This is a genomic window from Micromonospora rosaria (genome assembly GCF_001567585.1).
In the GTDB taxonomy this organism is placed as follows: domain Bacteria; phylum Actinomycetota; class Actinomycetes; order Mycobacteriales; family Micromonosporaceae; genus Micromonospora; species Micromonospora rosaria.
This window is the reverse complement of the sequence record NZ_LRQV01000035.1, coordinates 1-19,799: the sequence shown is the minus strand read 5'-3', so window position 1 is coordinate 19,799 and position 19,799 is coordinate 1. Positions and strand designations below refer to the sequence as shown.

The window sequence follows — 19,799 nt, the reverse complement described above, 5'->3', positions numbered from 1 at the left end:
GGTGTCCCTCGATCAGGACGGCCGGTTGTGGGCACTCAACACCCGCGACTGCACCTACGTGATCGGCATCGAGATCGACCACGCGACCGGCGAGGCGCTGGTGCTGCAGAAGTACTGGGGACCGATCCTACCGCCGCAGGCTGCCCTGGAAGCCGCCGCCATGTCGGCCGGGCCCGGCAATTCCTCAGGCGCTGGCCGGCACGTGACCAGCTTCTCCCGTCCCGTCGAGGTCGAGGAACTGCTGCCGGTCGACGGCGGCCTGCGGTGGGGCCTACCGACCCTCCAGGTCGCGGTGGACCAGGTGCGGTCGCTGGAGCTGCGGTTGGTCGGCGTCAGCGCGACCTCCGGAGACGGGGCGGACCAGCTCGACATCGCGCTGGAAGACCACACCTTCCCGATCGACGTGGTGCTGCACGCCCGTCCGTACGCCGACTCGAACGCCATCGCCCGGTGGGTGACCGTACGGCACCGGGCCGGCGGCGACGCGGCCGTGGAGGTCAGCCGCCTGGACTCCGGCAGCTGGTTCATCCCCGACGCCGAGGACTACCGGTACCGGGCGGTGTGCGGGGCCTGGGCGGAGGAGAGCCAACTCCAGCAGGGCCGGCTGCCGGTGGGCGAGCTGACCTTCACCAGCCGGCAGGGGATCACCGGCCACCACGCCAATCCCTGGATCATGATCGACGCCGGGGACGCCGGCGAGGAGCACGGAGCGGTGTGGAGCGTCGCCCTGGCCTGGAGCGGCAGTTGGCGCATGACCACCACCCGCCGGCCGGAGGGCGCGACCGCGGTGACCGCCGGATTCGGTCACGACGGATTGCGGTGGCCGCTGCCGGCCGGGGCCGAGCTCGTCACCCCGACGGTCCTCGGCCTCTACAGCGCCCACGGGTTCGGCGGCGTCAGCCGCGGCTGGCACGACCACATCCGCCGGCACATCCTGCCCGCCGGCGACGAGGACCGCCCGGTGCTCTACAACTCATGGGAGGCAACCGGCTTCGCGGTCACCGAACCGGAACAACTCTCGCTCGCCCGGCGGGCGGCCACGCTCGGCGTCGAGCTGTTCGTCGTCGACGACGGCTGGTTCGGCCGGCGCGACGACGAGCACAGCTCGCTGGGCGACTGGTGGCCGCACCGGGAACGGTTCCCCGACGGGTTGCAGGGCCTGTTCGACGGCGTCCGCGCGCTGGGTATGAAGGCCGGGCTGTGGGTGGAACCGGAGGGCGTCAGTCCGGACAGCGACCTCTACCGGGCGCACCCGGACTGGACGCTGCACCTCGACAACCGCCGCCGCGACCGCAAACGTCACCAGCTTGTGCTCAACTTCGCCCGTACCGACGTCCGCGACTGGGCCCTGGGATGGCTCGACCGGCTCGTCACCGACCTGCGCCTGGACTACCTCAAGTGGGACATGAACCGGCCGTTCACCCAGGCGGGCTGGCCCGGCGGGCGCCAGGGCCAGGACCGTGTCTGGATCGACCACACCCGGCACGTCTACCAGGTCATGGCCCAGCTGCGGGCCCGCCATCCGGGACTGCGGATCGAGTCGTGCGCCGGTGGGGGCGGCCGGCTCGACCTCGGCATCCTGCACCACATCGACCAGGCCTGGCTGTCGGACAACACCGATCCGATCGACCGGCAGACCACGCAGCACGGCGTCTCCCAGCTCTACCCGGCCAACGTCATGTCCGCGTGGGTCACCGACTCGCCGAACGCGAACGTCGGCCGGTCCACGCCGTTGCGCTACCGCTTCCACGTCGCCATGGCCGGGGTGCTCGGCATCGGGGTGGACCTGGCCCGCTGGTCCGCCGCCGAGCTGGACGAAGCCCGCGCCCTGATCGCGCAGTACAAGGAGGTACGCCGCACCATCCAACACGGCCGGCAGTACCGGCTCGGTGGGCGGCCCGGCGTCGAGCGGTCGGCCCTGCAGTACGTGCTCGACGACCAGGTCGTCGTGCTCGTCTACAACCCGCACGGAAACGCCAAGAGCGGTCGCCGGTGGTTGCGGCTGACCGCCCTGGATCCGGACGCGCGCTACGAGGTGGTCGACGGCGGCGACACCGACGGCGTACCCGGCCGGCTGGCCGCCGGGTCACGCTGGCAGGGCAGGACACTCATGGCCGTCGGCATCCGGCCCACCGCCTGGGAACCCATTGGCGCCGACCACCGCAGCGACCTGATCGTGTTGCGGATCAGAGAACAGGGCTGCCGGGTCGCTGGTCGACCGTGCCGTCCTTCCTCGATGTCGTTGTAGCCGATCACGGCGATGTCCTCGGCAACGCAGCCTGCGCGGGAGTGCGGTGTGGAGGGTTCCCGAGGCGACCGGGTCGCGGTAGCAGAACGCCGCGCCCGGCGGGTCCGACCGGTCCAACCGCGCGGCCATGGCTGTGGCGCCGTCGGCCCGGTTGGAGCGCGTGGGTCAGCCAGTGCACGACGCCACTGCCATGCCAGATGATCAGTTGCTGGTGGCCAGTTGCGGGTAGACGGCCTCGAGCGGGGCGGACAGGCCTGCCTTGAGCTGCACGGAGTTGTCGTCGGCGAGGACCTCGTAGCCGCCGGACTCGAGCGTGTCGAAGACCTTGGTCACGAGGACGGCCGGGTCGAGCTTGGGGTCGGTGGTGTGGGCGGCCATCGCGGTGTCGACGTAGCCGACGTGCACACCGACGACCTGCACGCCTGCGGGCTGCAGTTCTAGGCGCAGCGAGTTCGTCGCGGACCACAGGGCGGCCTTGGTGGCGGAGTAGATGCCGGCCACGGCGTACCAGGACAGGGCGGAGTGGATGTCGATGATCGCCGTGTTCCCGCCCTTCGCGGACAGGATGGGTGCGAAGGCGCGGGCGAGGAACAGCGGGCCGAGGAAGTTGGTCTCCACGTTCGCGCGGATCTCCGCGTCGGTGTGGGTGAGGATGCCGGGTGTCGCGGGGGATGCGCCGGCGTTGTTGATCAGCACGGTCACGTCGGAGGCCTGGTCGACGACGGCCTGGATGGATGCGGGGTCGGTGACGTCGAGCTTCAAGGGCACGATGCGTTCGTCGTCCCATTCGCGGGGGTTGCGTGCGGTGGCGTACACCTTCGCCGCCCCGCGGGCGAGGGCTTCGCGGACGAAGTGGCCGCCGATGCCGCCGTTCGCTCCGGTGACGAGGACGACGGCTCCGTCGAGAGAGGTCATGAGATGTGCTCCTTTGGGTGTGCTGGTCGAATGGTCGGAGGGTGACGGATGGTCGGAGGGTGACCGGGGCGGGAGTCAGGTCTTGCCCGGCCCGGTCCCGTGCGGGGGGTCAGACGCCGGTGCGGGCCGGGTAGTCGGTGTAGCCGTGTGCGCCGCCGGTGTACAGGGTGGACGGGTCGAGGTCGTTGAGTGGCGCATCGGTGCGCAGCCGCTCGACAATGTCGGGGTTGGCGAGGGCGTAGCGGCCGAGCGGTGCGAGGTCGGCGAGACCGGTGACGATGTCCGCGTCGATGCCGTCGCGTTCGCGCCCGTACCGGACGACGAGGACCGCGGTCGGCCAGACCTCGCGGAGGGCGGCCAGCAGCTCGTCGTCGCCGAGGTGGTGCACGTGCAGGTAGACCAGGTTCAGCTTCGCGAGCTCACCCACGAGGTACCGGTACTGGGCGCGCACGGCCTCGGCATCGCCCTCGTCGAGCCCGCCGAGCGGGAACGCGGGCGAGATGCGGATGCCCGTGCGGTCGGCCCCGATCTCCTCCGCGACCGCCTGGGTGACCTCGACCACGAACCGGGCCCGGTTCTCGATCGACCCGCCGTAGGAGTCGGTGCGCTGGTTCGCGTTGGGGGCGAGGAACTGGTGCAGCAGGTATCCGTTGGCGGCGTGGATCTCCACCCCGTCTGCACCGGCCGCGATCGCCGACGCCGCGGCGTGACGGAACTCGCCGATCACGTCCTGGATCTCGGCCACGCTCAGCTCCCGCGGCACGGGCGTCTTCTTGGGTCCCTCGGTGGTGAACATGTCCTGCTCGGCTGAGATCGCCGACGGGGCCACCGGCTGCCGGTGGTGCGGGGTGTTGTCGGGGTGGGAGATGCGGCCGACGTGCATGAGCTGGATGAACAGGTGCCCGCCCTTCTCGTGCACCGCGTCGGCGACCTTGGCCCACCCGGCGATGTGTTCGGGGGTGTAGATGCCGGGGGTGGTGAGGTATCCCTGACCGTCCTCCGACGGCTGCGTGCCTTCCGTGATCAGCAGTCCCAGTGCTGCTCGCTGGCGGTAGTACTCCGCCGCGAGTTCCCCGGGTGTGCCGTCGGGGTTCGCGCGGTTTCGGGTCATGGGAGCCAGGGCGAGACGATGCGGAAGCTTGAGCCGGCCCAGCTTGAACGGCTGCCACAGGGATGAGGAGTTCATGACAGGTGCGGTTCCTTCGCAACGGACGGATCGCCACGGGCTGAGGTGCGCGACCGGGTGGTCTCACACCCGCATGGGAGAATGAGCGCGGGCACATCCGAACCCACACGGCAATGACTACACTCGAAACTGAGGCGAGTCAGAGTTTATTCCCGGAGGAGCACCGATGCCAGTGGGGCCCTCTCCGCTCGGGCGGCGCGAGCGGAACAAGCAGGCCAAGCTCGAACGCATTACCGCTGCGGCCAGCGAGTTGTTCGCCGAGCACGGGGTGGACGAGGTCACCACCCAGCAGATCGCCGACGCGGCCGACATCGGCACCGGCACCTTGTTTTTGTATGCCAAGACCAAGGGCGAGTTGCTCCTGCTCGTGCAGAACGCCCACTATGCCACCGCGCTCGACCGCGGCCGCACCGCCGCAGCGAAGGAAACCACCGCGGTGGGTGCGATCGTGGCGCTGCTGACGCCGGTGGTGCAGTGCAACCGCGTCCAGGTCGACAACGGCCGCACGTACCTGCGGGAGATGGTCTTCGGTGACCCGGCCGAGCCTCATCACGCCGAAGCCCTCGCGATCGTCGGGCAGACCGAGGACGCGACCGCCAACATTCTCGTCCGGCATGCCGGGCTCGTGGACGCGCAGGCTGCGACGCTGGCGCGGGTGATCTCCGCGATCTTGTTCTTGACGATGGCCTCCAGCGAGCACATCGACAGCAGCGTCGAGAAGATCGTCGACGCTGTCCGCTCCCAGATCGTGGCGATCCTTCCCCGCTGACCCAGGAGGCATCCCGCCCGCGGCGCGCGGTACCACATCCACCGCTGCCCGAAGCGCGGTCATGCGGGTACCTGCGTGATCGTGGCGCGCGGGCGGCGGATGGCGAGGGAGACGACGGCGGCGACCGCGGCGTCGATCTGGTGCGCGGCGAAGACCAGCGGCCCCTTCTCGCCGTGATGCTCCTTGATCGGTGTCAGTGGCGGGTGCGCTCGGAAAGGGCTGGGGAGGCAGGGGTGGCGTCATCAGGCCCGGCCGGGGTGACGACGACGGCCTTTCCGCGGATGCTGCTCCTGCCGAGGGAGGCGAGAGCGTGCGGGGTCTGCGCGAAGGAGAAGGTGGCGCCGACGACGGGGCGGATGGTGCCGGCGTCGACCAGGTTCGCGATCTGACGCAGCTGGTCACCGGAGGCGCGCATGAACAGGAACTCGTAGGTCACACCGAGCTTTCGTGCGAGGCTGCGGGTCTTGCGGCTGAGGGCCGCGATTGCCAGACGGAGGATCGGGTTCAAGCCCCGCTCTCTCGCGAAGGCCGGGTCGGGGACGCCGTAGATTCCGACAACCTTCCCTCCACGCCGGAGGACCCGCAGGGACTTGTGAAGGTTGTTCCCGCCGAGGGAGTCGAGGACGACGTCGTATCCGGAGAGTTCCTTCTCGAAATCCTGCGTGCGATAGTCGATGACGACGTCGGCGCCGAGTTCACGGACGAAGTCCGCGTTTGTGGCCGAGACCGTGGTCGCCACGTGGGTACCGAGGTGCTTGGCCAGCTGGATCGCGATCGTGCCGACCCCTCCGGAACCGGCGTGGATGAGGACTTTCTGCCCGGCCCGCACGTTGCCCTTCTCGACCAGTGCCTGCCACGCGGTCAGCGCCACCAGCGGCAGCGATCCTGCCTCCGCCGCGCTGATCGTGGCGGGCGCGAGGGCGAGGTCGGCCTCGTCCACCGCGATGCGTTCGGCGAAGGTGCCGATCCGACCGTCGCGCGGGCGGGCGTAGACGTGGTCGCCGGGCTTGAACCCGTGAACCTTTGCCCCGACGCGGAGGACCGTTCCGGCGAGGTCGTGCCCGAGGGCCAGAGGCGTCTTGTACGGCAGGATCCGCTTGAACTCGCCCTCGCGGATCTTCTCGTCCAGCTGGTTCAGACCGGCCGCTGTCACACGGACCAGGACATCCCGCTCGCCCACGACGGGCTCGGGAACGTCCGCCTCGTGGAGGGGCTGCTGATAGGCGTCGAACACGAATGCTCGCATGATCTGTCTCCTCGGATGTCTGTGGCGTTCCTGGCGGGAGCCATGCCCCGGTGGCCCCGCACGGTGACCACGGCGGGTGACGAATTCGTCTACCGGCGCGTTCGCTCCCTGCTCCGTCCCTCTCAGCACCTCCTCTCACCCCGAGTCGGTGCGCTCATGCCCGGACGGGTTCCGTTTCCCCGATTCCGACCGAGCATACTCGTATATGAGTATACTCAGTTAGTTGGTCGGGGGGAGGAACGCCATCAACTCTCATCAAGCCGGCACCCCGCGCCTGTATGCGCCGACGAAGGCCGAGCCGTTGACCCTGGTCCAGGACCAGACGTTCGCCACCGCTGTCGAGGACGGCCCGCGCCGCCGCAGCCGCCGGAGCGGGCGCCGGGGAGACGGTGCCCGTGCCCTGAGCGCGCTCGCTACTCGATCCCGGCGTCGAACGGCGCAGGTGTCGATGAGGTGGGACCCGCTGCGCCGACGCGAGCTGATCGCGACGACCGCCGCCGCGGTGACGGGAACGACGGTGCTACCTCCGGGCCAGGCCACCGCCGCGCCGTACCCAGCGCCGCGACGGCGCGCAAAAGCTCATGCTCGACACCGCCCGAGCGCTGCAGGCCGACACCGGTCTGCCCGGCGTCGTCCACAGCGCACTGTACGGGCACCTGCTGGCCGCGGCCTCGTACACCGCCGCGTTGCGCGACGACCGCGACAGCGCCTGGACCTTGCTCGGCGAGGCCGCAGACGCCGCCCGCCGTTGCGGTGGCACCACGTCCGATCGGTTCAACATGCTTGAACTGGCCGTCTACAAGATCAGCGTATCGCGGGTGCTCGGCGACTACGGCGCCGCTGTCGACGACGCGCGCCTGGTCGACTCGGCCCGGATCATCTCGCCGGAGCGCCGTGCCCGGTACTGGGAGGACACCGCCCTGGCACTGCACGGCCGCGGCCGCCCGCAGGCCACGTTCCAGGCGCTGCTGGCTGCCGGACGGGACACCCCGCAGGAGGTCCGGTTCCGGCCCTGGGCGCAGCAGCTCACCGCCGACCTGCTCTCCCGCAAACAGCCACAGCCTGCCAGGCATGCGCGAGTTTGCTGGCCGCGTCGGGGTGCGCTGACCCGCCTCACGCCACGCGGGTGTCCGCTCGGCGTACGCGCTGGTCATACTTCAGGGCTGGCGGGAGCCGGCGTAGGTCTGGTCGGTCGGGCCGCCGGTCGGCCAGAGCGGGGGCCCGTGGTGTGGTCGGACTACAGGTGGTGGGCAGCCGAGGGGAGTTGCCGTTGCCGGCCAGCGCGGCAGTCGTGTGCGATCCTGCCGGGCAACCGCTGCCTGTGGTCGCCCATGATCCGCTGATGATTCATCCGGCCAGTACGGTGGTGCGGCTGCTGGCCGGCCTTCATAACGGGTGATCGGTGACCGCGCTGGACCCGGTCGTGTCGGGTCCGCAGCCGTGCAGCATCAGCACCGCGGGTCCGGCTCCGCTGTCCAGGACGTGGACCGGGGGAGCCGTCAACGGTGACGGTCCGAAGTGCCGTCACCGAGGCAGGCCCCGACGGCTCACGCCGGTGCGGCGTTGACGGACGTCGAGAAGACCTCCATCATCGCCCTGCCGAACTGCGGCATGTCGGGCCACCCCCGGCAGGAGACGAGGTTGCCGTCGACGACGTCGGGAGCGTCGATGACCGTCGCGCCCGCGTTCTCCATGTCACCGGTGATGGGGGGAAAGCACGCCGTTTTCCGACCCTTCAGCAGCCCGTACACCGCTGGTACCTGCGCGCCGTGGCACACCAGCGCGACGGGGAGGTTGCGCGCGAAGAAGTACTCGGTGATGCGCCTGACGTCGGCGTCGACCCGGATCCACTCGGGGGCACGTCCCCCGGGGATGATGAGCGCGTCGTAGCGCTCGACGTCGACCTCGGCCCAGGGCACGTCGACCGGCAGCTTCCGGCCGTTCTTCTCCACGTAGGCGTCGGAGTTGGGGTCGAACTCGTGGATGACCAGTTGCACGTCACGCATCGTCCGTGACGAGACGTCGACGTCCCAGCCGCCCTCCTGCACGCGGTAGTAGGGATACATGGTGTCGAGTTCCTCGGCGGCGTCGCCGGTCAGGAGCAGCGCTCGGGGCACCTGCTTCTCCTCGCATCCGGGGGCGGGTGAGGTAGATCCAATTCGATCCGATCCGGTGGGGTCAGCATTGCTCGGCCCAGCCCGCCCGTCAAGCCTCGCCCGTCGTGGCGTTTGCGTCCTCGACCTCGTCGAACAATCGCCGGAAACGCTCGCCGGACCGCAGGATGTGCCGACGCATCGCGTAGGCGGCGGCGTCGGGGTCACGCGCGGCGATCGCGGCCACCACGTCCTCGTGCTCAGCCAGGGCCAGGTGGGTGACCTGGGCGTCGTGGTGCAGCCGGAAGAGGTGCACGTGGCTGTGCAGACGAGCGAGCGCTTCCCGGATGACCTGGTTCCCCGCGCTCAGCGCGACGAGATCGTGAAAGGCGGCGTCGCGCAGCCCGAAGGCGCCGTAGGCCAGGGGCCCGTCGCCCCGCTCCAGGTCTGCCATCTCCTCCAGCATCCGTCGCAGACCGGCCACCTGGGTCGGGGATGCGCGTTCGGCGGATCTGCGCGCCGCTGCCGGCTCGAGGAGCAGGCGGACCTCGAGCATGTCCTCGAAGCGGTGCCGGGTGATCTGGGGTGGAATGCGGTAGCCGGCATGGGGCACCCGCACGACCAGGCCCTCGGCCTCCATGCGGTTCAGAGCGTCCCGGATCGGCGTCTGCGAGACCCCCAGCTCTCGCGCCAGGACGTCGATTGTGACGCGGGAGCCAGGCTCGATCCGCAGCGACATCAGCTGTCCGAGCAGCGTGTCGTATACCTCGTCGGCGAGCCGGCCGCCAGATCGTCCCAGCGGCATTCCGCCCGTCGCGACCCTACGGCCCCGCGCGGTCATCGCGTCGTCGGTCATCGTGGCAGGTCCTTCTCGTACGGCCTCTCGAACCTGTTGACATCAGTCACCACGCTGCGACATGCTGACGCCTCCACTCGATCGTATAGGAAAAGTGCCGAGGGCTCGCCATTCGGCACCGTCGCGGAACCGCCCGCCACCGCTCTACTTCGATCACCTGGAGCTGCGATGAGCACGCTCGACCTCCTGCTTGCATCCTCACCGGACCGTAGACGGACCGTAGGCCGACCACGAGCGTTCAGCCACCCGGTGGGTCGCGCGGCTCGTCGGAAGCGCGCCGATCGGCCTGCTCGCCTGCCACTCCGAGGGAGATCGTCTGGTCGGTGCGGCAGGCTGGACCCGGCGGCGGCCTCGCTGGACCACGGCTGACGACGGTCGTGCGCTGCTGTTGGGCCCGCGCGCGGCGGACCTCTCCGTCGGACAGCATCAGAACGCGTCGTTGTCGGGCGAGCCCCACGGGCTTGAGCCGCCCGGTGACCGAACGGTGGTCGACGTCCGAGGGGGTACGGAGATCCTCAAGATCAGGCCACGACCCGCTAGCACCGGTACGCGGGCGAGCGACTGCGTGTCATCGACTGCTTGTCCCAGTCGGCCGGGGCCGTGCGCACCTGGGCGACGTGGGCACCGGGCTGCCGCTGTCGGAGGCTGGGCGGTGTCCGCGCCGGGCGGCGACGGTGCTGTGCGCCCGGACGTGACGATCGAGCCTCGGCGAACCATCACCAGCGGGCCCGGCCTGACGACGCTGAGCCGGCCGTCGTCCGGGAAGGGGGTCGCCGGCGCGGGGCGTCGCCCCGCAGACAGGGCCAAGGCCGCATGCGATCCGCCCGGCGACCTCGCCCCCGACGAGGGCGGGTGACCCGTACGGCTACGCGCACCGCCCAATCGCGCAGGCACGCCGGACATCACCACACAGATCACAGGAGGCGACGCGATGAGTGACCCGGTGAACGTCTTGGCCCCCGAGCACCGGCGGCTCCGCATCGGCGACGGGTGGCGCGACGCCGCAAGCGGAGCCACCTTCGCCGTCGAGGACCCGGCCACCGGCACGAGCATCGCCGAGGTAGCCGACGCCGACGCCGTCGACGGGCTCGCCGCTCTGGACGCGGCGAGCAGGGCACGGGCGGAGTGGGCGGCGACCCCGCCGCGGAGACGCTCAGAGTTGTTGACCGCGACGTACCGGGCACTGACCGGGCGATCCGAGGAGGTCGCCCGGCTGATGACGCTCGAGATGGGCAAGCCGCTCGCCGAGGCTCGGACAGAGGTGGCCTACGGCGCCGAGTTCTTCCGGTGGTTCGCCGAGGAGGCGGTGCGCGTCGAGGGGCGCTACAGCACCGCTCCCGCAGGCGGGTATCGCATCCTGACCGTGCCGAAGCCGGTCGGGCCGTGCGTCCTCGTGACGCCCTGGAACTTCCCGTTGGCCATGGGTGCCCGCAAGATCGCTCCTGCGCTGGCGGCGGGCTGCACGACGATCACCAAGCCGGCAGCCCAGACGCCACTCACCATGCTGTTGCTGGCCCGCATCATGGAGGAGGTCGGCGTTCCCCCGGGCGTCGTCAACGTGGTGACCACCACGCGTGCCGGCGAGGTGGTCTCCGCGCTGCTGGCCGACAGCCGAATCCGCAAGCTGTCGTTCACCGGGTCGACCGAGGTCGGACGGGTGCTGCTCCGACAGGCTGCGGACAACGTGCTACGCACCTCCATGGAACTGGGCGGCAACGCGGCCTTGATCGTGTGCGCCGACGCTGACCTGGACGTCGCGGTCGACGGCGCCGTGGTGGCCAAGATGCGCAACCTCGGGGAGTCCTGTATCGCTGCCAATCGGATCTACGTCGAGGAGCCGGTGCGCGAGGAGTTCACGGCGCGCTTCGCCGAGCGGATGGGCGCGCTCTCGGTGGGCCATGGCCTCGACGACGGCGTGGACGTCGGGGCGTTGATCGACGAGGCTGCCGTCACCAAGATCGACGAGCTCGTCACCGACGCGGTCGGTCGCGGTGCCCGGGTCCTGGTGGGCGGCGCGCGTTTGGCTGGGCCGGGCCACTTCTATCCGCCCACGGTCCTGGTCGACGTACCCGACGATGCGCGGATGCTGGCGACGGAGATCTTCGGCCCGGTGGCGCCGATCATCCCGTTCACGTCCGACGACGAGGTGATGGCGAAGGCCAACGACACCGAGCACGGCCTGGCCGGATACGTCTTCACCCGTGACCTGCGGCGGGCGCTCCGGTTCGCCGAAGGGCTGGATACAGGGTTGCTCGGCATCAACCGTGGTGTGATATCGGACCCGGCAGCTCCGTTCGGGGGCGTGAAGCAGTCCGGGATCGGTAAGGAGGGGTCGCACGAGGGCATCCTCGAGTACCTCGACCTCACCTACGCGGCGATCGACCTTCCGTGACCGGCCTGCCGCTCCGGCATCGCGACGGAGCCGAGGGCGGCCGGGCGCGACCGACTCGTGGCGCCCGGCGCGGACTCCTGCGCCACCCAGGTGGCCGACCGTGCCGACGCCGTCCCGGTCCCGCCGGTGACCTGGACATCCGCCCAGCACATCGCCGCCGACGTTGCGGAAAGGCACTGACATGCTCGAGACCGTCCGTGGACCACGCCAGCTGATAGTGGGCGAAGGGGTCGCGCAGAACATCCCCCGAGTGGTGGCCGAGTGCGGCTCACGAGTCCTCGTCGTGACCGACCAGGTTGTTCTCAGGCAGCCCGGTGTGGCCGAGATCGTGGCCGCCGTACGGGAGAAGGTCGAGGTCGTCGAGGTGTTCTCCGACGCGACTGCGGACGTGCCACTGGCCGATGTCGCCCTGGCCGTCTCGGTCGCCGCCGAGGTGGACGCCACCGTGATCCTCGCCATCGGGGGTGGCACGGTGATCGACCTCGCCAAGATCGTCGGCGTCGTCCGGCGCCACGGCGGGACGCCGCGCGACTTCTACGGCGAGTCGAAGGTGCCGGGGCCGACGATTCCTCTCGTCGCGGTCCCGACGACGGCAGGCACCGGCTCCGAACTCACACCCGTCTCGGTGCTGACCGACCCCGACCGCGAGCTGAAGGTGGGGGTCTCCAGCGTCCACATCGTGCCCGACTTCGCCATCGTCGACCCCGAACTCACCTACACCTGCCCGGCGGCCGTCACCGCCCACTCGGGCATCGACGCGTTCTGTCACGCGGTGGAGAGCTACACGGCGCGACCCCGGGCCCACGGACCGCGTGACCCGGTGGAGCAGGTCTTCCTCGGCCGCAACCCGATCACCGACCACTACGCGCTCCTGGCCGCGCAACGGATCGCCCGTAGCTTGCGTCGTGCTGTCAGGGACGGGGGCGACACGGACGCGCGCGCGGACATGTCCTACGGGTCGATGCTCGCCGGGCTCGCCTTCTCCCACGCGGGCAACGCGGCCCCGCACGCTCTCCAGTACCCCATCGGCGCAGCCACCCACACGCCGCACGGCCTGGGCGTCGGGCTGCTCCTGCCCTACGCGCTGGACGCGGCCAGGGAGACCATCGGCGACCGGTTGGCCATCCTCGCCGGGGTGTGCGGGCTCGACGTGGCCGACGCCTCGGATGCCGAGGCCGCGGATACGTTCCTCACCTGGCTCGACGGGCTCCTTGCCGAGATCGGCATCCCTCCCACCTTGGCGGACATCGGCGTGGCACGCGCTGACCTCCCGCGTTTCGCGGAGATGGCCAGTGGTGTCACCCGCTTGATCCAGAACCATCCAGGCCCGACCGACGCCGCCAGCCTGACCGCGATCCTCGAAGCGGCCTGGACGGGGGAGCGGACCCGACACGTCCCGACGCCGAGCAGATCGTGAACGCGGGTCAGGGCGCGGTGGGCCATTCGTCCTGCCGCCAGGTCTTCTCCGGCACCGCGAAGTGTGCCGCGCCGGGGCCCGCCAGGTAGGCGGCGACCGGGGTCGGCAGCACGTCCGGGTAGTCGGCGTTGCGGACGTCCCGCAGCGAGGCCGTCCCGTCGAGCATGGCGATCTGGTACTGCAGGGCCGGGTACTCGAACATGCTGGACGCCGTGAACTGGCGGCGGGCGATCTCCGCGCGCAGGTCCCGCAGGGTGCCCTTGCGCACGAGGTTCCACCGGCGTCCGGACGCCGCCTCGACCTCGTTGCGAAGGGCCAGCATGGCAGGTTGCTGGAGCGGCTGGAGCGCGGCGACGCCGTCGGTCAGGTCGCCGACGTACGGTGTCAGGCGGGGATGGGTCGGCAGTGTGTCCTTCGACGACCCGCGGACCAGGGCCCGCACGTCGGCGCCGCGTGCCAGCAGGTTCGTCACGATCAGGCTGCCGAGGCTTCCGGTCGCACCTGCTACCAGGACTGTCGTCATCGTCGGTGCTCCTCAGGTTCTCTCAGGCGCCCGCAGGCAGGCGCGTGTGGCGGGGGATGCCGCAGATCGTGCCCAAGCATGTTCGCAGGTTCGACGGGTTCAACGAGGCGATCCTGTCGCTGCATGCGAAAGGGTTGACGACCGGGGAGATCTCCGCCCACCTGGCCGACGTGTACGACGCCGAGGTGTCCCGGGAGCTGATCAGCCGGGTCACCGACGCGGTCGTGGACGACATGGAAGCCTGGCGGCAGTGGCCTCTGGACCGGATCTACCCGGTGGTGTTCATCGACACACTCCCGAGCACCGCCATCGACCCGGTCGGTGCCGGTCGGGTCTGGGCGGCGCTCACGCGGTGACTGCCAGGGGACAGACTCAGTCGGGCAGCTGCACGTCGGGTTCCTGGCCGACCAGGTGGGAACGGTGCTGACGGATCCACGTGGTCGGGAGTCGTCGGTGTTGAGCGAGGTTACTCAACCGTAGGTTCGTCGGTGCCCGTGGTCGGGGTGAAGGCTTTGCCGTAGCTTCCAGCGGCGTTCAGGTCCCGGTGGCGTAGGGGAACGCCGAACGGCGGCCCGCTGAACCAGTCGGGCCGCCGTTGGCGAAGTTACGGATCAGAGCGAGCGGATGTTCTCCGCCTGCAGGCCCCTCTGGCCCTGGGTGATATCGAACTCCACCCGCTGGTTCTCATCGAGGTTGCGGAAGCCGCTCGCCGAGATCGCGGAAAAGTGGGCGAAGACGTCGGCGCCGCCGCCGTCCTGGGCGATGAAACCGAAGCCCTTGTCGCCGTTGAACCACTTCACAGTACCTGTAGCCATGTCTGCTCCTTCGCAGGCTGGTAGAGACCGCACTGCGCGGACCCTTACGCCGCCGCGTTGATCACCCGCGCCGGAACCGACACGCAAACGAAAAAACGCCCGGATGGGTTTCAGATAACCTTACCCAGGCGCCGAAGACGTCTAAGGAAATCAAAACTGCAACCCGGCAACCGTAGCACAGAATACGACAGTCCGGGCCGGAACCCTGGTGCGTGGTCCTGTCACAGCATCAGCCCGGCACCCGGAATCCCGCTGCCGGCTCATCGGTCCGGCCGGCGTTGTCCGGTGTGCTGGCCACGGGTGTGCCGTGTCAGCCCCACGTCGCGCGCCCGCCTCGATGGCCTGTCGAGAAACGCCTTCTTGCTGGCCGGCAGGGGAATCCGGGTACGACAAACGGTCCCCCTCAGGGATGGAGAAGGACCGTGAGGCGTGGATCAGGCGGCGTCGGCTTGCTGGCGGCGCTGGTGGTTCCGGTTGTGCTGGAGGGCTTCTTCGAGTTGGTCTTCGAGGATGATGATCCGGCAGGCGGCTTCGAGGGCGGTGCCGTGGTCGACCATTTCCCGGGCTCGTGCGGCCAGGCGGAGCTGGTAGCGGGAGTAACGGCGGTGTCCGCCGGCCGAGCGGAACGGGGTGAACAGTTTCGCCTCGTCGAGGCGGCGCAGGAAGTCCTGCGAAGCGCCCACGATCTCCGCGGCGCGACCCATCGTGTAGGCGGGGTAGTCATCGTCGTTGAGCATGTCGTCGGGTTGGGCCATACATACCTCTCCATGACGAGGGCCCCGGCGCGGGAAGCGCCGGGGCCCGGGGTTACGGGTTGAGTACACCATCTACCGACAGGTTCGTCGGGTTCTCGTTTCCGCACCGTGCCGCCATCAGCGACATAGGGTGCGAGGATCGCATAAGCGTGACCGGAGACCACCTCACGTTCGGTGGGACTACGGTGTCCACCGCAGAACGGCAACTACGTCCTGACGGCGGGCGATCCAACGGCGTCCAGCCCTCCCTTTCCTCTGCTTCCATAACCAGTGGTGCTGCCCGCCGGTGTCGGAGCCCCACGCAACTTCACGGCCCCGCACACGTGCGGCGGATCTTCCCTGCATCAGGCGGAGCCCCGAACCTGCATCGGCCCTGCCTGCGGTTGCCCTGACCTGGAGTTACGTCAAGGTCTTCACGTGCACTTGCCTTGCTCGTGCGGTGCGGTTCCACCGCAGTTGCCGAGCGAGCCACGAAGGTCCGGGCTCTGCTTGACGCTCGGCGTGTTCCGTCGGCGTTCTTACCGATCTCTGTCGTCAACGGAGGCAACTCTACCCAGCCCCACCGATAATGTCTAGTCGCCGGAGACCAGATTTTCTCGGCGGCTGCCCGAGGCTTTCAGGACGGCTGATCGGACGGCGGGCTGCGCGCTGGACCTGCTGTTCGAACCCGCGAACTTTCCGCACCGTACCCGGATGCTCGACCCCCCAGCCGGTCCGGGCGCACCCGCACGTCGGCCTGCGCGACCCGGCCGGCTCGCCGCCAGGCTGACGATCGCGGAGATCGCCACCCTCGCCGGCGTGCCCGTCGACGAGGTGCGCGCCCTGGTCGACGCGCAGCCAGGTGGCGGCCAGAAGACGCTGAGGAGGGGGAGTCCGGATCCCGCCGTGGGGAGGGGCGGCACCCTCGGCGGAAGCGGCGCGCACCGGATCTCAGAATGGATTCCTCGTAGGGCCCGCGGCGGCCGGCACGTCAGGGTCGTGGGTGGGACGCCCGGGAGTGATGGTCCCGGGGATGATCAGCTGCGCGGCGTGGACGTGGTCGTCGCGCAGTCCCCGGTAAGTGTCAGCGTGCCGTCCAGGATCGCGTACGCCAGCATCGGATCCGTTCCATCGCGGTGACCAGGTCGTCGGCGGATGCCGCGAGTAGGGCGATCGCTTCCTGCACGTAGCGCCAGGCGGTGGCGACGCCGATCGCAAACCCGCAGGCCAGCCGGGTGTATGTATCGCAAACCGTGGGTTGCGAGCTTGGCCGACCTGGGCGGTTGGGCAGCGGGCCGTCCCGGTGATGAACCTGCTCGGCGTGGCCGAGCCGTCTTCGGGTGGCTCGGCCACGCTTTCGGTTCGTCAGGGGGTCACCCGGGTAGCCGGGCTGTCGCCCGGCAGGCCTGACATGGTGGCCTCGACCGGCGGCACCGGAGTGGTTCCGAGGATGCTGCCGTCGGTGGAGTAGGCGGTGAGGGTGGCCGGCTGGTCCGGCGGTATCCGGGTGGTGCCGGCGTTCGACGCGTCGAGGGTGACCGTGGCCGGGGGTGCGCCGCCGACCGTGACCGTGACGCGGGCCGCGTCCGGCGGGGCGATCACCCGCACCTGGTCCGTCGGCGTGCGGGTGCTGTTGTCGGCCCGGATCCGCCAGCCGATTGGTCGCTGGTCGGCGCCCTCGGCCGGCAGCAGCAGCCGCAGGTCGGTCCACCAGCCGGATCGGTTGTCGCCGTGCATGGCGTACGCGATCACCCCGCCGCCGGCGGGCTGCACGGTGAGCAGCGCGGCGGACTGGCCGTGCTGGCTGCCCGACCAAGGCACCCGTACCGTCGTCCCGGCAGCCGGGAGGCGACTGTCGAGGAGTGCCGATTCGACGAAGTTGCGCAGGGCGGCGTCGTCCAGCGGCGTACCTCGGGCGCCCCGTCGGGCGGCGGTGAGCAGGACGTCCATCTCCGGCCCGGTCGGGTCGATTCCGGCGTACGGGCCGCCGCCCAGGCCGCCCTGGTAGAGCACCTGGTCGCCGCGGCTGACCCGAACGACGGGTTCGTGCTGGAGCGGCGCGGGGGGCAGGACGGCGAACCCGACCCCGCTGCCGTCCGCCCTGGCGAGGTCCTGGTACTCCAGGGTTCCCCTCGGCGTGTACCGAGGGTCGCCACTGATCATCACGGTGGATTCGGCGGGCCCGACGACAACCGCGAATCCGCCCCGGTCGGGACCGGCCTGCATCAGGGTCATCACCGGGTCGTCGACGCCCTCGCTGTGGCCGGCGTAGCGCATCTGTTGGGCGCTGGCCCCGGCCGGACCCACGTACCAGACCAGCGCCTCCTTGGTCAGGAGGCCGAACCGCAGCGGCACCGCGACCAGCGCGACCCGGTGGCCCGGCTGGTCACTGCCGTAGAGCACACGAATCCGGTCGCGATCGCCGACCTTCCAGAAGCCGACCGGGTTGGAGCCACCCCACGAGGTGTCGGTGCTCATCGACGGATCGGTGCTGATTCGCGCCCGCAGCGTGTCCAGCCAGGCCTGATCGCCGGCCAGCGCGCCCCGGGGCGGCGCGTCGAGCAGCGCCGTCGGGGCGGCGGCGACCGCGATGCCGGGCGCCCAGCCGGGGAGGGGCACCACGTTGGTCTGGACCCCGACGAGCGCGGCCATGACCGCGGCGGCCACCGCCGTCCGGATCAGCCGCGTGCGCCGGTGCCGTCGCTCGCGCCGGGCGAACCCCGGCCACGGGTCCTCAGGTACGTCGACATCGTGCGCGGCCTGCGACAGCGCGGGACTGAGCGTCGAATGTGCGAAGCTCTCGGTCATGCCGGTTCCTCCTGAAGCCCTACCGGGGACTGAGGGGCGGGTGGGGCGAACTCGACCCGCAGCCGGGCCAACCCGCGCGACGCCTGGCTCTTCACCGAGCCGACGGAGCAGCCGAGAACCCTGGCGGTGTCCGCCTCGCTCAGGTCCTCGAAGTAGCGCAGCACCAGAACCGCCTGGGTTCTCGGCGGCAACCGACGCAGCGCGGTGAGGAGCAGTTGCCGCTCCTCCACCTGCGCGTACGCGTCCGGCATCGACGCGCTGTCGGAGGTCAGCAGCGGCACCTCCAGCGGTCGCCGCCGACGTCGCCAGGAGATTGCCGTGTTGACCATCGCCCGGCGTACGTAGACCTCGGGCGCATCCCTGCGCAGTACCCGCCCCCAGCGCCGATGGGTCTTCTCCAACGCCGACTGCACCAGGTCCTCGGCTGTCCCCCGGTCGCCGGTCAGCAGGTAGGCCGTTCGGAGCAACCTCCCCCACTGTCGTTGTACAAACAGCCGGAACTGTTCGTCGTCCTCGTAGCGACTCACGCCACCTCCAGGTCGCGTCCGTCTCGCGTTCACGAGCGGATGCCGAGTGAGACGCGATCGGCGACGTCTGGGGTTGAGTGGAAAACCGTACGTCGAGGCGGATTCGGATCTGCCGGTGGGTACAGGTCTTGAATGGACAGACTGTATCGGGTGCGAGGGTCAGTCCGGTGTGAGCGAGGAAGCCGTCGAGTAGATCGTTGCGGTACTGGATGCTCCTGAGCCGGTTCATGATGATCGCGAGGAGGTGGTCGACGCCGGGGACGGCGAGGTTGCCGATGCGGCGTCTGGAGTGGGACCAGACTGCCTCGGTGGGGTTCAGGTCCGGGGCGTAGGCGGGTAGCCGGATGACGGTCAGCCAGTCCCGGGCGTCGACCATCTGCCGTATGGCGGCGGAGACGTGGGTGTTCAGGGTGTCCCAGACCCACACGATCGGGCGGCCGAGCTGTTGGTGAGCGGCGTCGAGCAGGGCAACATGGTCGCTACCTCCTGCAGGGACCAGCAGGGCCCCGTCGTTGGGCGTGATCGGTGAGCTCACATCGCACCTCAGCACATGCGGCCTCTCCGTGGCATCCGGCCACAGAGCCTCCGCAGAAAACACGTTTGGTGGATCACGGTGACCGCTGCTATTTTTCGCGAGGCCGTGCGAGAGACCGAGGAGGTGGTACCCGTGACCGTTTCGACGTGGGTGCTCCCCTCTGGGGTCATGGTCGGGCGATAGGTCGTCCGGGAGCGCCGTTCACGAGCACTCCCCGAAAGGCACGACCATGCGGTTCACTACTGAGCAGCGCCTCGATGACACCGTCCTGGAACGCGAATTCATCCTCGGCGAGATCCCCGGCGTCCTGTGGACGCCCGCATCCGCACCGGCCCCGCTGATCCTGCTTGGCCACCCCCCGCTCGGACTGCGCACGATGTACCCCCGGCTGGTGGCTCGGGCTCGGCACGCCGCGGCGGAGGGCTTCGCCGCGGCCACCATCGAACTTCCCGGCAGCGGTGACCGGCCCCGTTGGGCCGCTGCCGAGCAGGCCCGTACCGACCTGCGCCGGGCGCTGGAGGCCGGCGAGCCGGTCAGCGACGAGATCATCGACGCCCTCGTCCTCCCGCTCGTCGACAAGGCGGTCCCGGAATGGCAGGCCGCCCTGGATGCCCTCCTCGCGCTGCCCGAGATCGGCGGCCCGGTCGGGTACTCGGGGGGAGTGATCTCCGTCGGCATGAGGTTCCCCCGATAACGCGGAGGGTTGGTTAGCAGGCGAGAGCCTGCTCAGGGATG

The 19,799-nt window shown here is 70.0% G+C and carries 16 protein-coding genes and 3 pseudogenes; 7 read left to right on the top strand and 12 right to left on the bottom strand.

The genetic code is table 11. The annotated features are described in order from the left end of the window. The first annotated feature begins 1 nt into the window (after position 1). The gene (locus AWW66_RS12260) at positions 2–2,248 is read left to right on the top strand and encodes an alpha-galactosidase (protein ID WP_169807099.1); all 2,247 of its coding nucleotides are present in this window, start codon (positions 2–4) and stop codon (positions 2,246–2,248) included. Positions 2,249–2,449: 201 nt separating this feature from the next. On the opposite strand, the gene AWW66_RS12255 is transcribed toward AWW66_RS12260, so the two are convergent. After that, on the bottom strand, positions 2,450–3,163 hold the full coding sequence (locus AWW66_RS12255) for an SDR family oxidoreductase (RefSeq protein ID WP_067364456.1): 714 nt from the start codon (positions 3,161–3,163) through the stop codon (positions 2,450–2,452). A gap of 109 nt (positions 3,164–3,272) precedes the next feature. Then, positions 3,273–4,349: an alkene reductase gene (locus AWW66_RS12250; protein ID WP_067364453.1), complete on the bottom strand. Its 1,077-nt coding sequence runs from the start codon at positions 4,347–4,349 to the stop codon at positions 3,273–3,275. Between the two features lie 166 nt (positions 4,350–4,515). Here AWW66_RS12250 and AWW66_RS12245 point away from each other — a divergent pair, with 166 nt between their 5' ends. Beyond that, on the top strand, positions 4,516–5,118 hold the full coding sequence (locus AWW66_RS12245) for a TetR/AcrR family transcriptional regulator (RefSeq protein WP_067364450.1): 603 nt from the start codon (positions 4,516–4,518) through the stop codon (positions 5,116–5,118). A 193-nt stretch (positions 5,119–5,311) separates the two neighbouring features. Here the strand turns inward: AWW66_RS12245 and AWW66_RS12240 are convergent, their stop codons facing one another. Beyond that, complete coding sequence (locus tag AWW66_RS12240) at positions 5,312–6,364, bottom strand: NADP-dependent oxidoreductase (RefSeq protein WP_067364447.1); 1,053 nt, start codon at positions 6,362–6,364, stop codon at positions 5,312–5,314. A gap of 581 nt (positions 6,365–6,945) precedes the next feature. On the opposite strand from AWW66_RS12240, the gene AWW66_RS12235 reads away from it, so the two are divergent. Continuing rightward, a complete protein-coding gene (locus tag AWW66_RS12235; RefSeq protein ID WP_245648198.1) occupies positions 6,946–7,707 on the top strand; it encodes a hypothetical protein in 762 nt (253 codons plus the stop codon). Positions 7,708–7,911: 204 nt separating this feature from the next. On the opposite strand, the gene AWW66_RS12230 is transcribed toward AWW66_RS12235, so the two are convergent. Together AWW66_RS12230 and AWW66_RS12225 are read right to left on the bottom strand one after the other, a co-directional pair. Then, positions 7,912–8,481, bottom strand: coding sequence for a DJ-1/PfpI family protein (locus tag AWW66_RS12230; protein ID WP_067364444.1), 570 nt, complete (start codon positions 8,479–8,481; stop codon positions 7,912–7,914). 88 nt (positions 8,482–8,569) lie between these two features. Continuing rightward, positions 8,570–9,313, bottom strand: coding sequence for a GntR family transcriptional regulator (locus AWW66_RS12225; RefSeq protein WP_067364441.1), 744 nt, complete (start codon positions 9,311–9,313; stop codon positions 8,570–8,572). Positions 9,314–10,244: 931 nt separating this feature from the next. On the opposite strand from AWW66_RS12225, the gene AWW66_RS12220 reads away from it, so the two are divergent. After that, complete coding sequence (locus AWW66_RS12220; RefSeq protein WP_067364437.1) at positions 10,245–11,705, top strand: NAD-dependent succinate-semialdehyde dehydrogenase; 1,461 nt, start codon at positions 10,245–10,247, stop codon at positions 11,703–11,705. Positions 11,706–11,886: 181 nt separating this feature from the next. Continuing rightward, a complete protein-coding gene (locus tag AWW66_RS12215) occupies positions 11,887–13,122 on the top strand; it encodes an iron-containing alcohol dehydrogenase (protein ID WP_067364435.1) in 1,236 nt (411 codons plus the stop codon). A 7-nt stretch (positions 13,123–13,129) separates the two neighbouring features. Here AWW66_RS12215 and AWW66_RS33650 read toward each other — a convergent pair whose 3' ends face one another. Next, positions 13,130–13,645 carry an NAD(P)H-binding protein gene (locus tag AWW66_RS33650; RefSeq protein ID WP_157527406.1) on the bottom strand — a complete coding sequence of 172 codons (516 nt, stop codon included), beginning with the start codon at positions 13,643–13,645 and terminating at the stop codon, positions 13,130–13,132. Positions 13,646–13,704: 59 nt separating this feature from the next. Here AWW66_RS33650 and AWW66_RS12205 point away from each other — a divergent pair. Next, positions 13,705–13,941, top strand: a pseudogene (locus tag AWW66_RS12205) (transposase); the annotation flags it as partial. A 315-nt stretch (positions 13,942–14,256) separates the two neighbouring features. On the opposite strand, the gene AWW66_RS12200 reads toward AWW66_RS12205, so the two are convergent. The 6 genes and pseudogenes from AWW66_RS12200 to AWW66_RS36400 form a co-directional block, all read right to left on the bottom strand. Continuing rightward, positions 14,257–14,460, bottom strand: coding sequence for a cold-shock protein (locus AWW66_RS12200; RefSeq protein ID WP_067364430.1), 204 nt, complete (start codon positions 14,458–14,460; stop codon positions 14,257–14,259). A 434-nt stretch (positions 14,461–14,894) separates the two neighbouring features. Further along, complete coding sequence (locus tag AWW66_RS12195; RefSeq protein ID WP_067364427.1) at positions 14,895–15,215, bottom strand: MerR family transcriptional regulator; 321 nt, start codon at positions 15,213–15,215, stop codon at positions 14,895–14,897. A 1,064-nt stretch (positions 15,216–16,279) separates the two neighbouring features. Then, a pseudogene (locus tag AWW66_RS36405) lies at positions 16,280–16,563 on the bottom strand (helix-turn-helix domain-containing protein); the annotation flags it as partial. Beyond that, positions 16,560–18,002, bottom strand: a complete 1,443-nt coding sequence (locus tag AWW66_RS34365) for a hypothetical protein (RefSeq protein WP_067364424.1) — start codon at positions 18,000–18,002, stop codon at positions 16,560–16,562. The gene AWW66_RS34365 and the pseudogene AWW66_RS36405, both read right to left, overlap by 4 nt. Beyond that, a complete protein-coding gene (locus AWW66_RS12185; RefSeq protein ID WP_067364421.1) occupies positions 17,999–18,529 on the bottom strand; it encodes a SigE family RNA polymerase sigma factor in 531 nt (176 codons plus the stop codon). Before AWW66_RS12185 ends, AWW66_RS34365 begins: the two co-directional genes overlap by 4 nt. A 280-nt stretch (positions 18,530–18,809) precedes the next feature. Continuing rightward, positions 18,810–19,064, bottom strand: a pseudogene (locus tag AWW66_RS36400) (transposase); the annotation flags it as partial. Positions 19,065–19,293: 229 nt separating this feature from the next. Here AWW66_RS36400 and AWW66_RS12180 point away from each other — a divergent pair. Further along, the gene (locus tag AWW66_RS12180; protein WP_245648194.1) at positions 19,294–19,758 is read left to right on the top strand and encodes a hypothetical protein; all 465 of its coding nucleotides are present in this window, start codon (positions 19,294–19,296) and stop codon (positions 19,756–19,758) included. Positions 19,759–19,799: the final 41 nt, after the last annotated feature.

Coding starts and splice junctions, on each gene's coding strand:
- AWW66_RS12255 (WP_067364456.1), bottom strand. CDS start 3,163: ATGACCTCTCTCGACGGAGCCGTCGTCCTCGTCACCGGAGCGAACGGC.
- AWW66_RS12250 (WP_067364453.1), bottom strand. CDS start 4,349: ATGAACTCCTCATCCCTGTGGCAGCCGTTCAAGCTGGGCCGGCTCAAG.
- AWW66_RS12245 (WP_067364450.1), top strand. CDS start 4,516: ATGCCAGTGGGGCCCTCTCCGCTCGGGCGGCGCGAGCGGAACAAGCAG.
- AWW66_RS12240 (WP_067364447.1), bottom strand. CDS start 6,364: ATGCGAGCATTCGTGTTCGACGCCTATCAGCAGCCCCTCCACGAGGCG.
- AWW66_RS12235 (WP_245648198.1), top strand. CDS start 6,946: ATGCTCGACACCGCCCGAGCGCTGCAGGCCGACACCGGTCTGCCCGGC.
- AWW66_RS12225 (WP_067364441.1), bottom strand. CDS start 9,313: ATGACCGACGACGCGATGACCGCGCGGGGCCGTAGGGTCGCGACGGGC.
- AWW66_RS12220 (WP_067364437.1), top strand. CDS start 10,245: ATGAGTGACCCGGTGAACGTCTTGGCCCCCGAGCACCGGCGGCTCCGC.
- AWW66_RS12215 (WP_067364435.1), top strand. CDS start 11,887: ATGCTCGAGACCGTCCGTGGACCACGCCAGCTGATAGTGGGCGAAGGG.
- AWW66_RS33650 (WP_157527406.1), bottom strand. CDS start 13,645: ATGACGACAGTCCTGGTAGCAGGTGCGACCGGAAGCCTCGGCAGCCTG.
- AWW66_RS12200 (WP_067364430.1), bottom strand. CDS start 14,460: ATGGCTACAGGTACTGTGAAGTGGTTCAACGGCGACAAGGGCTTCGGT.
- AWW66_RS12195 (WP_067364427.1), bottom strand. CDS start 15,215: ATGGCCCAACCCGACGACATGCTCAACGACGATGACTACCCCGCCTAC.
- AWW66_RS34365 (WP_067364424.1), bottom strand. CDS start 18,002: ATGACCGAGAGCTTCGCACATTCGACGCTCAGTCCCGCGCTGTCGCAG.
- AWW66_RS12180 (WP_245648194.1), top strand. CDS start 19,294: ATGCGGTTCACTACTGAGCAGCGCCTCGATGACACCGTCCTGGAACGC.